This is a genomic window from Erythrobacter neustonensis (assembly GCF_001663175.1).
GTDB lineage: Bacteria > Pseudomonadota > Alphaproteobacteria > Sphingomonadales > Sphingomonadaceae > Erythrobacter > Erythrobacter neustonensis.
Map to the genome: position 1 here is coordinate 2,468,399 of NZ_CP016033.1, position 15,027 is coordinate 2,483,425.

The 15,027-nt window shown below is 64.6% G+C and carries 16 protein-coding genes and 1 tRNA gene; 13 read left to right on the top strand and 4 right to left on the bottom strand.

Translation table 11 applies throughout. The annotated features are described in order from the left end of the window. Nucleotides 1–12 precede the first annotated feature (12 nt). The 5 genes from gap to A9D12_RS11445 all read left to right on the top strand — a co-directional run bounded on the left by gap (nt 13) and on the right by A9D12_RS11445 (nt 4,200). The gene (gene gap, locus A9D12_RS11425) at nt 13–1,020 is read left to right on the top strand and encodes a type I glyceraldehyde-3-phosphate dehydrogenase (RefSeq protein ID WP_068351934.1); all 1,008 of its coding nucleotides are present in this window, start codon (nt 13–15) and stop codon (nt 1,018–1,020) included. Between the two features lie 85 nt (nt 1,021–1,105). Then, nucleotides 1,106–2,308 carry a phosphoglycerate kinase gene (locus A9D12_RS11430; protein ID WP_068351936.1) on the top strand — a complete coding sequence of 401 codons (1,203 nt, stop codon included), beginning with the start codon at nt 1,106–1,108 and terminating at the stop codon, nt 2,306–2,308. Between the two features lie 3 nt (nt 2,309–2,311). Beyond that, nucleotides 2,312–2,737, top strand: a complete 426-nt coding sequence (locus A9D12_RS11435; RefSeq protein WP_068351938.1) for a YybH family protein — start codon at nt 2,312–2,314, stop codon at nt 2,735–2,737. Between the two features lie 2 nt (nt 2,738–2,739). Then, a complete protein-coding gene (locus A9D12_RS11440) occupies nt 2,740–3,192 on the top strand; it encodes a PaaI family thioesterase (RefSeq protein WP_068351940.1) in 453 nt (150 codons plus the stop codon). A 123-nt stretch (nt 3,193–3,315) separates the two neighbouring features. Next, nucleotides 3,316–4,200: a fructose bisphosphate aldolase gene (locus A9D12_RS11445; protein WP_068351941.1), complete on the top strand. Its 885-nt coding sequence runs from the start codon at nt 3,316–3,318 to the stop codon at nt 4,198–4,200. 4 nt (nt 4,201–4,204) lie between these two features. Here the strand turns inward: A9D12_RS11445 and A9D12_RS11450 are convergent, their stop codons facing one another. Continuing rightward, complete coding sequence (locus tag A9D12_RS11450; RefSeq protein WP_068351944.1) at nt 4,205–4,627, bottom strand: hypothetical protein; 423 nt, start codon at nt 4,625–4,627, stop codon at nt 4,205–4,207. 81 nt (nt 4,628–4,708) lie between these two features. Between A9D12_RS11450 and thiE the strand changes: the two genes are divergently transcribed. Both thiE and A9D12_RS11460 read left to right on the top strand, forming a co-directional pair. Next, nucleotides 4,709–5,350 carry a thiamine phosphate synthase gene (thiE, locus tag A9D12_RS11455; RefSeq protein ID WP_068351945.1) on the top strand — a complete coding sequence of 214 codons (642 nt, stop codon included), beginning with the start codon at nt 4,709–4,711 and terminating at the stop codon, nt 5,348–5,350. A 73-nt stretch (nt 5,351–5,423) separates the two neighbouring features. Continuing rightward, the gene (locus tag A9D12_RS11460; RefSeq protein WP_068351946.1) at nt 5,424–5,747 is read left to right on the top strand and encodes a hypothetical protein; all 324 of its coding nucleotides are present in this window, start codon (nt 5,424–5,426) and stop codon (nt 5,745–5,747) included. A 69-nt stretch (nt 5,748–5,816) separates the two neighbouring features. On the opposite strand, the gene A9D12_RS11465 is transcribed toward A9D12_RS11460, so the two are convergent. Continuing rightward, nucleotides 5,817–6,251, bottom strand: coding sequence for a hypothetical protein (locus tag A9D12_RS11465; protein ID WP_068351948.1), 435 nt, complete (start codon nt 6,249–6,251; stop codon nt 5,817–5,819). A 219-nt stretch (nt 6,252–6,470) separates the two neighbouring features. Here A9D12_RS11465 and efp point away from each other — a divergent pair, with 219 nt between their 5' ends. The 5 genes from efp to A9D12_RS11490 all read left to right on the top strand — a co-directional run bounded on the left by efp (nt 6,471) and on the right by A9D12_RS11490 (nt 11,443). Then, nucleotides 6,471–7,034: an elongation factor P gene (efp, locus tag A9D12_RS11470; RefSeq protein WP_068351950.1), complete on the top strand. Its 564-nt coding sequence runs from the start codon at nt 6,471–6,473 to the stop codon at nt 7,032–7,034. Nucleotides 7,035–7,041: 7 nt separating this feature from the next. Further along, nucleotides 7,042–7,860 carry an inositol monophosphatase family protein gene (locus A9D12_RS11475; protein WP_068351953.1) on the top strand — a complete coding sequence of 273 codons (819 nt, stop codon included), beginning with the start codon at nt 7,042–7,044 and terminating at the stop codon, nt 7,858–7,860. Nucleotides 7,861–8,049: 189 nt separating this feature from the next. Next, nucleotides 8,050–8,134: transfer RNA gene (locus A9D12_RS11480), tRNA-Leu, on the top strand. Nucleotides 8,135–8,306: 172 nt separating this feature from the next. Next, the gene (locus A9D12_RS11485; protein WP_068351955.1) at nt 8,307–10,094 is read left to right on the top strand and encodes an SLC13 family permease; all 1,788 of its coding nucleotides are present in this window, start codon (nt 8,307–8,309) and stop codon (nt 10,092–10,094) included. Nucleotides 10,095–10,123: 29 nt separating this feature from the next. Beyond that, nucleotides 10,124–11,443, top strand: a complete 1,320-nt coding sequence (locus A9D12_RS11490) for an amidohydrolase (RefSeq protein WP_068354396.1) — start codon at nt 10,124–10,126, stop codon at nt 11,441–11,443. A gap of 115 nt (nt 11,444–11,558) precedes the next feature. Here A9D12_RS11490 and A9D12_RS11495 read toward each other — a convergent pair whose 3' ends face one another. Together A9D12_RS11495 and A9D12_RS11500 are read right to left on the bottom strand one after the other, a co-directional pair. Next, the gene (locus tag A9D12_RS11495) at nt 11,559–11,747 is read right to left on the bottom strand and encodes a hypothetical protein (protein WP_068351957.1); all 189 of its coding nucleotides are present in this window, start codon (nt 11,745–11,747) and stop codon (nt 11,559–11,561) included. Nucleotides 11,748–11,848: 101 nt separating this feature from the next. After that, nucleotides 11,849–13,447: an isocitrate lyase gene (locus A9D12_RS11500; protein WP_068351959.1), complete on the bottom strand. Its 1,599-nt coding sequence runs from the start codon at nt 13,445–13,447 to the stop codon at nt 11,849–11,851. Nucleotides 13,448–13,625: 178 nt separating this feature from the next. On the opposite strand from A9D12_RS11500, the gene A9D12_RS11505 reads away from it, so the two are divergent. Next, nucleotides 13,626–14,984 (top strand): helix-turn-helix domain-containing protein, encoded by a 1,359-nt coding sequence (locus A9D12_RS11505; protein WP_068351961.1) that lies wholly within the window; start codon nt 13,626–13,628, stop codon nt 14,982–14,984. The last annotated feature ends 43 nt before the right edge of the window (nt 14,985–15,027 follow it).

A 15,027-nucleotide genomic window follows, 5' to 3' on the forward strand; every position in this document is an offset into this window, starting at 1 on the left:
GGAGAACCTCGCATGGCTACCAAAGTTGCGATCAATGGCTTCGGCCGTATCGGCCGTCTTGTCGCACGCGCCATTCTCGAACGCACCGACCACGATCTCGATCTGGTCGCGATCAACGATCTGGCAGATGCCAAGGCCAATGCACTGCTCTTCAAGCATGACACCGTCCACGGCCGCTTCGACGGCGATGTGACCGCCGACGGCGATGCGATCATCGTCAATGGCAAGCGCATCGCGGTGACCAAGGAGCGCGATCCGGCCAACCTGCCGCACGGCGAAATGGGCATCGATATCGTGCTCGAATGCACTGGCTTCTTCCAGAGCGACGAAGCCAGCCGCCCGCATATCGCCGCAGGGGCCAAGCGCGTGATCATTTCCGCGCCCGCGACCGGTGTGTCGAAGACCATCGTGTTCGGCGTGAACCATGAAACGCTCACCGCCGATGACGTGATCATCTCCAATGCGTCGTGCACCACCAACTGCCTTGCGCCGGTGGCCAAGGTGCTGAACGACGCGATCGGGATCGAGCGCGGATTCATGACCACGATCCACTCCTACACCAACGACCAGCGCATGCTCGACCAGATCCACTCGGATCTGCGCCGTGCGCGTGCGGGCGCGCAGAACATGATCCCGACCACCACCGGCGCGGCGCGCGCGGTCGGGCTGGTGTTGCCGGAGCTGAAGGGCAAGCTTGATGGCTCGTCCGTCCGTGTGCCGACGCCGAATGTCTCGATGGTCGATCTGGTCTTCGTGCCCAGCCGCGACACCACCGCCGAAGAAATCAACGCCGCCCTGAAGGCGGCTGCCGATGGCGCGATGAAGGGCGTGCTCGATTACACCGACCAGCCGCTGGTTTCGAGCGATTTCAATCACTACCCGGCGTCTTCTACCGTCGATTCGCTGGAAACCAGCGTGATGGAAGGCAAGCTTGCGCGCGTGGTCAGCTGGTATGACAACGAGTGGGGCTTCTCCAATCGCATGATCGACACCGCCGGCGTGGTGGCAAAGTTCCTGTGATCTGATCCCGGCCGTGCCGCGCGTCCCTCGGGGCATCGGCACGGCCATTGCCTGCAACGCTCCTACCGAACGGACCTGCCGCACCATGAGCTTCAAGACCCTCGATGATCTCCCTGCCGATCTGACCGGCGAAGTCGCACTGGTGCGGGTTGATCTGAACCTGCCGATGAAGGATGGTTCCGCGACCGATGTGACGCGGGTCGAAGCGGTGAAGCCTACCATCTTCGAACTCGCAAGCCGCGGCGCCAAGGTGCTGCTGCTCGCGCATTTCGGGCGGCCGGGCGGGCAGCGGTCCTCGATGCTGTCGACCAGCATGGTGATCGGCGATGTCGAGCGGGTGATCGGCAAGGAAATCATGTTCATCCCCGAGATCGCCGGGCCCGTGGTGGCGCAGGCGGTGTCCTCGATCCTGCGCGATGGCGATATCGGCCTGCTCGACAACACGCGCTTCTGGCCGGGCGAGGAAAAGAACGACCCCAATCTGGCGCAGGCAATCGCCGCGCACGGCACGCTCTATGTCAACGACGCCTTCAGCGCCGCGCACCGCGCGCATGCCACGACCGAAGGCCTCGCACATTTTCTCCCCGCCTATGCCGGCCGCTCGATGGAAGCCGAGCTGAAGGCATTGGATGCAGCGCTCGGCACGCCCGAACAGCCGGTCGCGGCGGTGGTCGGCGGGGCGAAGGTTTCGACCAAGCTTGCCGTGCTCGAACATCTGGTGGGCAAGGTGCAGCACCTCATCATCGGCGGCGGCATGGCCAACACCTTCCTCGCCGCACGCGGGGTCAATGTCGGCAAGAGCCTGTGCGAACACGATCTGGCCCCCACCGTCGCCCGCATCATGGACGAGGCCGACGCCAAGGGCTGCACCGTGCACCTTCCCTATGACGTGGTAGTGGCCAAGGAATTTGCGGCCAACCCGGCATCCTTGCGCACATGCAACGTTCACGAGGTTGCCGAGGACGAGATGATCCTCGACCTCGGTCCGCAGGCGGTCGAGGCCTTGGCCGATGTGCTCAAGACCTGCCGCACGCTGGTCTGGAACGGTCCGCTGGGCGCGTTCGAGACCGAGCCGTTCGATGCCGCTACCGTGGCGCTCGCGCGCACCGCTGCGGCGTTGACGCTCGAAGGATCGCTGATCAGCGTGGCGGGCGGCGGCGATACTGTCGCAGCGCTGGCCCACGCGGGAGCGTCGCAAGATTTCACCTATATTTCAACCGCTGGCGGCGCATTCCTCGAATGGATGGAAGGCCGCGTGCTGCCCGGTGTCGCCGCGCTCGAAGTTTGAGCTATGGCCGATCCCGCAGCGGAAATCGAGGCGCTGACGCTTGGCATGATGCGTGCCTGGGTCGCGGGTGATGCCAAGGCGATGAAGAAGCTGCTGGCCCGCGATTTCATGATGCTGGTTGGCAGCACGCCCCCGCAACTGCTTGACCGGCCAAGTTTTCTGGCCGCAGCCGGGCAAGGGTTCGCCTGCACGCGGTTCACCATGCGCGAAGTCATCGTGCGCAGCCACGGCAAGACCGCGTGGCTGTCTGCAGGGGCGGAACTGGATCTTGCCTTGGGCGCAAAAATCTGGCGCGGCGGATTTCTGCTCACCGATCTGTGGCGCAAGGGCGCGATCGGCGGGTGGAAGCTCGCCGAACGCAGTCTTGCGCGGATGGACGGCGATGAAACCCTCGCCCCGGCGATCAGCCGCCTGCAATTGTGGAAGTGAGCATGAGCGAAGCAGTCGAAACCAGCTACGGCGCCCTGAAGGTCATGGAAGAGGGCGAATTTGCCGGTTGGCGGTTTTGGGAAGGCGATCCGTTCGAAACGCGCTCGGGCCCGTTCTTCTATCGCCGCGAGGATGACGGCAGCTATGTCAGCGCCTTTCGTGCGGAGGACCGTCATATGAACGGCGGCGGGTCGATGCACGGCGGCTGCATGATGACCTTTGCGGATTTCGCGCTGTTCGCGATCGCCACCGATGCACTGGCAGGCGATCATGCGGTCACGCTCAACCTGTCGGGCGATTTTCTCGGGCCGATTGCATCCAGCGCGCTGGTCGAAGCGCGCGGCGAAGTGACGCGCGGCGGGGGCAAGACGATCTTCGTGCGCGGCACGGTGACCGGCGACGGCAAGCCCGCGCTCAGTTTTTCCGGCATCATCCGCCGCCTCTCCAAGCGGTAATTCTTTCGCGGTTGCGGCACGCTTGCGGCCTCGCTAAGGGCGCTTGCGAGCGGTTCTGCATACCTATGCATAAGAGGGCGGCGCCGCACCGGAACATCATCCACGCCTGAAAGAGAGCCCGCCATGAACACCGCTGAAATGACGCACCGCATCGCCACCGGACAGGGTTTCATCGCCGCGCTCGACCAGTCGGGCGGTTCGACCCCCAAGGCGCTGCAGGGCTACGGCGTCGATGACAGCGCATGGTCGGGCGAGGAGGAAATGTTCGCCGCTATCCACGCGATGCGCGCGCGGGTGATCACCAGCCCGTGCTTTGCCAACGGCAAGGTGATCGGCGCGATCCTGTTCGAGCGGACGATGGATGGCGAGGTCGACGGCAAGACCACGGGCGATGCGCTGAAGGCGCGCGGGATCGTCCCCTTCATCAAGGTCGACGAGGGTCTGGCCGAGGAAGCGGACGGCGTTCAGCTGATGAAGCCGATGACGAAGCTTGACGCACTGCTCGAAAAGTCGGTCGCGGCAGGAATGTTCGGCACCAAGATGCGTTCGGTCATCAAGACCGCGAACCCCGCCGGCATCGCCGCCGTCGTCGCGCAGCAGTTCCAAGTGGGCGAAAAGATCAGCGCCGCCGGGCTCATGCCGATTATCGAGCCCGAATTCGACATCACCGCCCAGACCCGCGCGCAAGGCGAGGAAATGCTGCTCGCCGAAATCACCAAGGCTCTGGATGCGCTGCCCGAAGGCCGGCAGGTGATGCTCAAGCTGTCGATCCCGGCGAAGGCTGGCCTCTACACTCCGCTGGTGGGCCACCCCAAGGTGCTGCGCGTGGTCGCGCTGTCGGGCGGGTTCTCGACCGACGAGGCTTGCGAGCGCCTTGCCGCCAACCCCGGCATGATCGCCAGCTTCAGCCGCGGGCTGTTGCAGGATCTGCGCCAGGGCCAGTCGGACGAGGAATTCGACAATGTGCTGGGCAAGGCGATCGACCAGATCGCCTCGGCCAGCGTCTGATCGTTCAGCGCGCCGAGCCCTCACGCGCCTCATAGGTGAAGCGATAGGCGCTGGCAGGGGTTTCCTTGCCTTCGCCCGCCTCGCGGCCCGGCTCCCCCGAAGTCAGCGCGAGCACGGTGCCATGCGTGCTCCACGGCTCGCCCAGCGTGAGGTCGGCGGTGTCGCGCCAGCCCGCGCCGTCGATCTGCGTCGTCACCACCAGCCGTCCGGCCCAGATGCAGCGCGCGTTGATCGGGCAGCGGCTGTCCTCGACAACCTTGGTCGGCGTGACGACCACGCCGCCCACCGTGACCGACTGGCCCAACGCGACCGGCGTGCCTTGCGGCAAGGCGACGCTTTCGGGCTGCGGCTTGTCGGGAATCACCGCGCAGGCGCCCAAGGTCAGGGCGAGCAGGGCAGGGGCGAGCGTGCGATACATCTTGATCATGCCGCAGCTTAAAGCGCGGCCGCGCCTGAGCCGCGCCTGAACAGGTGACAGGCGCGCGACAAGGCTTTAGCGGAAGCGCGCATGACCCAGACCCAGCTCTATCTCATCAGCCCGCTCGATTGCGGCGGCGATTTTCCCGACCGGCTCGAACGCGCGCTGGCCGCCGGCGCGCGGCGGCACGGCGACCTTGTCACCGCGTTCCAGTTCCGGGTGAAAGATGTCGACAGCCACACCGCCGCAGCACTGGCCGCGCCGCTCCAAGCGATTTGCGCGGCGCATGATGTCGCCTTCATCGTCAACGATTCGGTGAGCCTCGCCAAGCGCCTCAAGGCCGACGGGGTGCATCTGGGCCAAGACGACGGCGATCCGCGCGATGCGCGCGAGGAATTGGGCCGCGAGGCGCAGATCGGCGTCACCTGCCACGCCAGCCGCCACATGGCGATGGAAGCGGGCGAGGCGGGCGCGGACTATGTCGCCTTCGGTGCATTCTATCCTTCCGCCACCAAGGACAAGGGCGCGGATGCCGAGGTGCCCGATCTCGCATTGCTCAAGTGGTGGACTGAGATCTTCGAAATTCCCTGCGTCGCGATCGGCGGGATCACGCCTGACAATTGCCGGCCCCTGATCGATGCGGGCGCGGATTTCCTCGCGGTCAGCCACGCGGTGTGGGGCGGGGACGAGGTCGCCGCGATCGAGGCGTTTGCCAAGGTCATGCGGGGATAGCGCGCTCGGCAAAGCCGGGCTTTCCGGCCCGTCCCGATCGCGGCTGCGTGCGACACCTGTGCGACGTTGACCATTGAAGATCGGTCAATTCTGGCGCACCACCCGAACCGGGATGATCGCCTTCGGGCAATTGGAGAGGTTCGACATGAAGAAGCTTCACGGAATTCTTGCGCTCTCGCTGGCCAGCCTTGCGGTGATGGGTTGCGGCACGGGCGACCCGACGCCCGATCCACCCGCAGCGGAACCCTCCGCCGATCCTTCCACGCCCAGCCTCGGGACTGCAAACGGCGAGGATGTCGACGATGTCGACGTCAAGATGAACCCTAACATGCAGCACAGCGCCGAGGAAATGACCGGCGCCGAGGAAATCAAGGAACAGCGGCCCGAAACGGAATAATCGCCGCGCGCGATGCCGCCGTGGTCACGAAGGTCGCGGCGGCGACCCGCGCTGCGCGAGCCTGCCGCCCTAGTTGCCGCTGCCCGTGCGCGTGCACAGCAGCTTGCTGTCCGATCCGTCCGCGTTCAGCTTGCGGAGCGAATTTTCGCCGATCAGCCGGAACCGCTGGTCTTTCTTGGGGCCGCGGGTGAAGACCAGTTCTGTGCCGCGCAGCAGGTAGATCCCGTTGCCCGCATCGCTGACATAGCTTGACGCGGTGCCGATCCGGAAGCTTTCGGCCGCGACCGATACGAACGCCTCGCCCCCGGCATCGCCGGGCAGCGCGCAGTCCCATTCGCCGTGGCGCAGGATGCCCAGCATGCCGCCGCTGGCCATCCCGGCAGCGGCCTGCGGGCGCGCGGCATCGCGGTTGCTCTGGACCTGTTGACCCATGCCCTTGCCCGGTGACAGGGCGGCAGCCGCAGCGGCGCTGACGACCAGCAGAACGATGTATCGCGTCTTCATGCCCGCCGCTCTAACACCGCCCGGGCGTGTGCGCCACGCATTACCGCGCGCCTGTCCTTGGTTGATACCGATGCGCGCGGGGTTCCTGAGGCGCGGGGCCTGCGCCATGCTTGCCCCGCGCGCGATGCGCGGCTATGGGCGCGCATCATTTTCGGGCGCGCGCCTTTCCGGCTGCGCACCCAAAAGCTCTTTCCACCTCGTGAAAAAGGCCCACAGCCCATGAAGATCAGCGGCGTCGACATTCGCCCCGGCAACATCCTGGAATATGAAAAAGGCATCTGGAAAGTCGCCAAGATCCAGCACACCCAGCCGGGCAAGGGCGGGGCCTATATGCAGGTCGAAATGAAGAACCTGCAGGATGGCCGCAAGACCAACGTGCGCTTCCGCAGCGCCGACACGGTCGAACGCGTCCGGCTCGACACCAAGGATTTCCAGTTCCTTTATGCCGAAGGCGAGGATCTGGTGTTCATGGACAACGATACCTACGAACAGATCACGCTTCCGGGCGATCTCCTGGGTGATGCGCGCCCGTTCCTGCAGGACGGGATGCAGGTCGCGCTCGAACTGTGGGACGAAAAGCCGATCTCGGTCGAACTGCCCGCGCAGATCGAAGCCACCATCGTCGAAGCCGACGCAGTGGTGAAGGGGCAGACCGCTTCTTCCAGCTACAAGCCCGCGATCCTCGACAACGGCGTGCGCATCATGGTGCCGCCGCACATCGGCAGCGGCACGCGCATCATCGTCGATGTGTATGAACAAGCCTACGTCGGCAAGGCGGGTTAAGCAGCACATGGCAGCTATTTCCGGCCTCATCCGCGTCATGGAACGCGCCGCGCGCAAGGCGGGCGGGCGTTTGCGGCGCGATTTCGGCGAAGTCGAACACCTCCAGGTCTCCCGCAAGGGCCCGGCCGATTTCGTCAGCAAGGCCGATATGCGGTCCGAGCGCACGATCTATGACGAACTGACCGCAGCCCGTCCGGGTTGGGGCTTCGTGATGGAAGAGGCGGGCGTGATCGAGGGCGACCCCGGCATGCCGCGCTGGATCGTCGATCCGCTCGACGGCACCAGCAACTTCCTCCACGGCATCCCGCACTTCGCGATTTCGATCGCCGCGCAGGAGCCGCGCGCGGACGGCAAGGGCTGGGGCGATGTGGTGGCCGGCGTGGTCTATCAGCCGATCACCGACCAGACCTTCTGGGCGGAAAAGTCGCGAGGGGCATGGCTGCACGATGCGCGGCTGCGCGTCTCGGCCCGCTCGCGGCTGTCCGATGCGCTGGTTGCGACCGGAGTGCCCTTCTTCGGCCACGGTGATTTTTCCGAATGGACGCGCATCTTCGGCGCGATCGGCCCCGAGGTCGCGGGCATCCGCCGCTTCGGTGCTGCCAGCCTCGATCTGGCCTATGTCGCGCAAGGGCGCTTCGACGGGTTCTGGGAAAGCGGTCTGTCCGATTGGGACACCGCGGCAGGGTGCCTGCTGGTGCGCGAGGCGGGCGGTTTCGTCTCCGACTTCCGCGGCCGCAGCGAGGCGATCCATTCGGCCCAGGTGCTCGCCGCGAACGACGCGCTGCACTCCAAGCTGCACAAGCTTTTGGCCGGCGCGCTGCGCTAGCCCGTTTGGGCACCGGGTCTGGAGCGGTTTGACCCCCTCCAGACCCCGCCTTGCCCCCTTTCAGCCCGGTTTCGACCCTGCAAAACGGCGTGTTTTTCGCGTTTGCGCGGCTGTTTCACGTGAAACATTGCGCCGCGCTGCTTGCCAGCCAGCATCACGCCCGCTAACAGCGCGCGGTCCGTCCGGGTTGCCCCTGTGGTGGAATTGGTAGACGCGACCGACTCAAAATCGGTTATCGAAAGATGTGCCAGTTCGAGTCTGGCCAGGGGCACCACCTTCACGCCAAAAGCAGCGTCAGGCCGCTCCCGAGCATTTCCCGATCGCACGTCATGTGTGCAAGGCTAAAGCGTTGAAGTGCGATCTGATCGTCGCTTCCGCCCCAAGGTGTGCGGCTCCCGAAATTTAGTGCTGTGCGCCGCGCAGTCCAACGGCTAGCCCGGCAGGCTATGTTCGAAGCTCCAAATCCGCACGCTATCGCCGCAATGGCCGTGACCGTCACGATGTTCATTGCCTTTGCCCGCGGCAGATACCCTGAGGAGATCATCTCGCTCGTCACCATCGCGGTGATCGGGGTCGGCCTCTATTTCGCGCCACTGCCGGGAACCCGGCCCACCGACGGGCTAACGCTGGCGTTCGCGGGCTTCGGTCATTCGGCGCTGGTGACGATCTGTGCGCTGATGATCATGGGGCGCGGGCTGGTGGTGACCGGCGCACTTGAACCCGTTGCGGCGGGACTGGAAAAGGTATTCCGGATCAACGGACAACTGGGATTGCTGGTCGCGCTGGTGGCGGCGTTCCTGATGTCGATGTTCGTCAACGACACGCCGGTGATGGTGCTGCTCATTCCCATCGTGATGGCGATTGCGGCCAAGGGACTGATGCCGTCCTCGCGGGTGTTGATGCCGCTCAACACCGCGGTTCTGCTGGGGGGAATGTCGACAACGATCGGCACCTCGACCAATATCCTTGTCGTCAGCATCGCCGATGATCTGGGCATGGATCCGATCAGCGTGTTCCAGTTTACCCCGTTGGTGCTGGTCGCCGGGATCATCGCCTTGCCCTATCTGTGGTTGGTGATGCCGCGGTTGCTGCGGGACAACAGCGTCGCCCCGGAGCAAGGTGCGCGGATTTTCCACACCCGGCTGCGCGGCGGGGAGCCGCCGATGCGCGGCGGCACGCTGCCCGAAGGGATCACCCTTCACAATCACGCGGAAACGGATATCGGGCCGTTCCACATCTCGGGCACGCACGAAGCGATCGCGGATGCGGCCCGCGCGCTGAAGGGCGAATTGGCCCCGGTCTGGATCATCGAGCGTATCCGGCAGATTTCCAAGGCCCGGGGCGAGGATATCGTCGCGGTGGAAATGACCGTGACGGCCGATTCGCGCCTGATCGGACATACGCTGGCAACCTCGGGGATCGCCGATCTGTTCGGCGTCGCAGTGCTGGGCATTCACCGCCCCGGCGCAAATGCTGCCGAGGCGGACGCCAACCCGGTCATGCGTGAAGGCGATGTGCTGCTGGTGATGGGGATCGACGAAGATCTCTCCGCGTTTTCCCGTGCCGACGCGCTGCTGCGGCTCGAAGGCGCACGCGAATTGCCGCGCCGGTCCAAAGCCGTGCTGGCGGCGGCCATCATGCTGACTGCGATCGCCACGGCATCGCTGGGCCTGCCGTGGTTCGACGGAGGCCAGTATGCTCCGATCAAGCTGCCGATCGCGATTTCCTCGCTTGCCGGTGCGATCGCGATGTTCGTTACCGGCTGCGTGAAATTCGACCGGGTGGGGCGGGCGCTTTCGGCCAAGGTTATCGTGCTTATCGCCGCCAGCCTTGCGATCGGCCGCGTGATCGATGACAGCGGCGCGGCAGCTTGGCTGGGCGAAGCATTGTCGCTGGGGCTTGCCTATCTGCCGCCAGCCCTCACGCTTGCCGCGATCATGCTGTTCGTCACGGTGCTCACCAACTTTGCATCGAATGCGACCGCGGCGACGATCGGCACACCGATCGCCTATAACATCGCGGCCCAGATCGGGCTTCCGCCCGAGCCTCTGGTGCTCGCCGTGCTGTTCGGCTGCAACCTGTGTTACGCCACACCGATCGCCTATCAGACCAACTTGCTGATCATGTCCGAGGGCGGCTACACTTTCCGCGACTACGTGCGCGCTGGAACGCCCTTGGTGGCGATCATGGTCGCGGTGCTCTCGGTGCTGCTGGTGCTGTGGTACGGTCTCTAGCGGCCGATGGAATGATGGAAGGATCGACGATGCGCGCGATGACAGCTTGGGCAGCGGGTGCCAGCATGATGGTGCTGGGCGCGGTGCCGGCAAAGGCGGACGAACTGCGTGATTCGGTCACGAGCGATCTGCCTGCGCTGGTCGCGCTCTACGAGGATCTGCACGCTCATCCCGAGCTGTCGTTTCAGGAGACCGAAACCGCGCGAAAACTTGCCGACCGCGCCCGCGCGCTGGGCTTTGTCGTCACCGAAGGGGTGGGCAAGACCGGCGTGGTTGCGGTGATGGAGAACGGGCCCGGCCCGGTGGTGATGCTGCGCGCGGATATGGACGGGTTGCCGGTGATCGAGCAGACCGGCCTGCCTTACGCTTCCAAGGTTCGCGCGGTGGCGCAAAACGGCACCGAAACCGGGGTGATGCACGCCTGCGGCCACGACACGCACATGACCGCGTGGATCGGCACTGCGCAGCAGCTTGCCGCGCGCAAGGGCGACTGGTCGGGCACGCTGATCATGATCCTGCAACCCGCCGAAGAAATCGGGCAGGGCGCAAAGGCGATGCTCGATGATGGGTTGTTCACCCGCTTCGCCAAGCCCGATTACGTGCTCGCCTTCCACGACGCGGCGCAATTTCCGGCCGGGCAGATCGGCTATTCGAAAGGGTTTGCGCTGGCCAATGTCGATTCGGTCGACATCGTGGTGCCGGGTGTGGGCGGGCACGGGGCCTATCCGCACACGGCAAAGGACCCCATCGTCATCGCGTCGAGCATCGTGATGCGGCTGCAGACACTGGTCAGCCGCGAACTGAACCCCACCGATTCCGCCGTGGTCACGGTGGGCAGCTTCCAGGCCGGCGCCAAGCACAACATCATCCCCGACGAAGCGCGCCTGCAGCTCACCGTGCGCAGTTACGAGGACAAGACCCGCCAGCACTTGCTCGACGGGATCGCGCGGATCGCGCGCGCCGAAGCGATGGCCGCCGGGATGCCGGACGATAAGTTGCCCAAGGTCACCGTGCAGGATCCCTATACGCCGGCGACCTACAACACGCCTGAATTCACCGACCGGGTTATGGCCGGGCTGAAACCGCGGTTCGAGGGGCGGATCATGGAAACCCCTGCGGTGATGGGGGGCGAGGATTTCAGCCGGTTCTACCGCGCGGACAAGGCCAATCTCGAAAGCCTGATCTTCTGGGTCGGCGGCGTGCCGAAAGACCAGTGGGACAAGGCGCAGAAGGGCGAAATCACGTTGCCGTCGCTGCATTCACCCTTCTGGGCCCCCGATGCGCCCGTGGTGATCGCCACCGCCACCGAAGCGATGACGGCGGCAACACTGGAACTCATGAAAAAATAACCGCGTCGATGCGCCCGGAAAAAAGGCGGCCGCCGGAACGATCCCTTTTTGCAAAGAGGCGCTCCGGCGGCCGTTTCTCCTCCCCAGGAGAACTGTGAAACGGGTGGTATCGCGCCTACTCGCCTGAAGCGGGCACATAGGTGCCAAGGCGGTGGTGCAGCGCGTTGATCTTGGCGATTTCCTCGCGGTCTTCGGTGGCGCGGGCATGGCTTTCGAGCGCGCGGCGCAGCAGCTTCATGTCGGCGGTCGAGAGCAGCGCGCGGGCGCGTGCGGGTTCGGCATTCGGGGTATCGGTATCGGTCATGTCACTCTCCGCTGGGTGATGTCACCCGCGTTTGTCTAGGCGGCTTTGGGGGCAACCGGAAGGCTGCAAATGTGCATCCTTCCGGCCCTCTCCCGGGCGTCTTAGGCCGCCTCGAACTGATTCATCGTGTTGTGCGCGCCGCCGGCCTTGAGTGCAGCTTCACCCGCGAAATATTCCTTGTGATCGTCACCGATGTCGCTGCCCGACATGTTCTGGTGCTTCACACAGGCGATTCCCTGACGGATTTCCTCGCGCTGCACGCCCTTGACGTAGCCGAGCATACCGGCCTCGCCGAAATATTCCTTCGCGAGATTATCGGTGCTCAGCGCCGCCGTGTGGTAGGTCGGCAAGGTGATGAGGTGGTGGAAGATGCCCGCCCGTGCCGCAGCGTCTCGCTGGAAGGTGCGGATCTTCTCGTCGGCCTCGTCCGACAGCTCGGTGCCGTCGTAATCGACGCTCATCAGCTTGGCTCGATCATAGGCCGACACGTCCTTGCCCGCCGCCTGCCACGCATCGAACACCTGCTGGCGGAAGTTCAGCGTCCAGTTGAAGCTGGGCGAGTTGTTGTAGACCAGCTTGGCATTGGGCACGACCTCGCGGATGCGGTCGACCATGCCGGCGATCTGTTCGACGTGGGGCTTCTCGGTCTCGATCCAGAGCAGGTCGGCGCCGTTCTGGAGCGAGGTGATGCAGTCGAGCACGACGCGGTCCTCGCCCGTTCCGGCGCGGAACTGGTAGAGGTTCGAGGGCAGGCGCTTGGGGGAAAGCAGCTTGCCGTCGCGGCTGATGAAGACCTGGCCGTTGGTGATGTTGGCCGGATCGACTTCATCGGCGTCGAGGAAGCTGTTGTACTGGTCGCCAAGATCACCCGGCTCCTTCGAGAAGGCGATCTGCTTGGTAAGACCGGCGCCAAGCGAGTCGGTGCGGGCAACGATCACGCCGTCATCCACACCCATTTCAAGGAAGGCCATGCGGCAGGCGCGGATCTTCTGGAGGAAATCCTCGTGCGGGACGGTAACCTTGCCGTCCTGGTGGCCGCATTGCTTTTCGTCCGACACCTGATTTTCGATCTGGAGCGCGCAGGCCCCGGCCTCGATCATCTTCTTGGCGAGGAGATAGGTCGCCTCGGCATTTCCGAAGCCTGCGTCGATGTCGGCAATGATTGGCACCACGTGGGTCTCGTAATTGTCGATCGCGTTTTCGAGCCGCTTCGCTTCGACTGCGTCGCCGGCCTTGCGCGCTTCATCGAGCGCGCGGAACATCATGCCCAGTTCGCGGGCATCGGCCTGCTTGAGGAAGGTGTAAAGCTCGCCAATCAGTGCGGGCACCGAAGTCTTCTCGTGCATCGACTGGTCGGGCAGCGGGCCGAACTCGCTGCGCAGCGCGGCAACCATCCAGCCCGAGAGGTAGAGGTAGCGCTGCTTGGTGGTGCCGAAGTGCTTCTTGATCGCGATGAGCTTCTGCTGCGCGATGAAGCCGTGCCAGCAGCCGAGCGACTGGGTGTAGTTGGCGGAGTCGGCGTCATAGGCGGCCATATCGGCGCGCATGATCCCGGCGGTGTATTTGGCGATATCCAGACCGGTGCGGAAGCGGTTCTGGATGACCATGCGCGCCGCACTTTCGGGATCGATGGCGTTCCAGCCCGGCCCGCCATTGGTCACAACGTCGCGCATCCGGGCAATGGTGTTTTGGTAGGTCATGGCGTTCTCCTGTCCGTCCTGGGGAGTGACGCTGGCCGTTGGAGGCTGGCGCCGGGGATGGACAGCGTTTGAACCCCCGGATCGAGTCGCGACAGAAAAATTGACAGATAATCGTGTAGCTATGGGCACAAATGCGCTTCGACTTGTGTAAATCGGTGAAGAACTTTACAAATCGGTTATGCAGGATACAAACCTTCTCGCCGGACCCGCGTTGCGTCGCCTTCGCAAGCGCGAGCGACTGACCCAGGCAGCCATGGCAAGCCTCCTTGGCATTTCCCCTTCCTATCTCAATTTGATCGAACGCAATCAGCGTCCGCTTTCCGCGCGCGTGCTTGTCCAGGTTATCGAACGCTTCGATTTCGATCCCAGAAGCCTGCGCGAAGATGATGCGATCGGCGGGCTCGATGGTTTGGCGCGGCGAATGGCCGACAAGCGGTTCGCCGATCTGGGGATCGACCGCGAGGAGGTGCAGGAGTTCCTTGCCGCCGCACCGCAAATCGCGGCTGCCTTTGCGCGGATGTATGACGCTACGGGCACGAGCGGCCAATTTGGAGATACTGCGCAGATCGCGGGTGAAGATCCCGCTGCCGCTGTGCGCCGTGCAGTCGAGCGATGGCAGAACCACTTTGCCGATCTCGATCACGCGGCCGAAGCGCTGGCCGACGAATTGCGGCTTTCGCGCGGAGAAATCAGCGCCGCTCTGTCCGAAAAGCTTCGTGAACGGCACCAGCTGCAGGTTCGGATTCTCCCGGCGGAGATTATGCCCGGCCAGGTTCACCGCCTCGATCTCCATGCGCGCCAGCTGCAATTGTCGGAAATGCTGCCGGGTGCAGCGCGGCGGTTTCAGATTGCGCGGCAGGTTGCGCAGCTGGAAATGCGCGACAGCATCGAACTGCTGGTTAGCGGCGCCAATCTGGCGAGCCCCGAAGCACGCGACGCCTTGCGCGAACATATTGCCGATTATGCCGCGGGCGCATTGCTGCTGCCCTATCGCCGGTTCCTGCGTGCGTGCGAGGCGACCGGTTATGATCTGGCGGTGTTGCAACGCCGGTTTGCGGTGAGTTTCGATCAGGTTGCCGTGCGGCTGACCACGCTCGGCCGGGTCGGTGAGCGCGGTCTCCCCTTCTTTGTTGCCACGATCGACAGGGCCGGGCGGCTGACCCATTTCATTGCCGGAGGGAGCGGCGCGCACTATCCGCTCGATGGGGCGCGCTGGCCTGCCTGGATACCCTACGCCGCGTTCGAGCGGCCCGGCAGTGTGCTGACGCAGGCGGCCACCTTCGGGGAAAGCGAGGGTGCGGCGCGGCACTGGTTCACGATCACCCGCACCGTTGATGGGGACGGCGTCATGTGCTCGGGCAGGCGCGCGGTCGTGCTGGGGATCGAGGCGCGGTTTGCCAGCGATCTTGCCCATGCCCGCGGTGTCTCGCTCGACCGGCTCGATGCTGTGCCGCTTAGCCAACCCTGCGGACGTTGCGGGAAGATCGAATGTCTGACCCCCGCAACGGCCCGGCTGGCAAGCGTCATGCAGCCCTGATGTGCGAGCCCTCTGATCGGCTTGCGGAACATTTGCAGCGAAT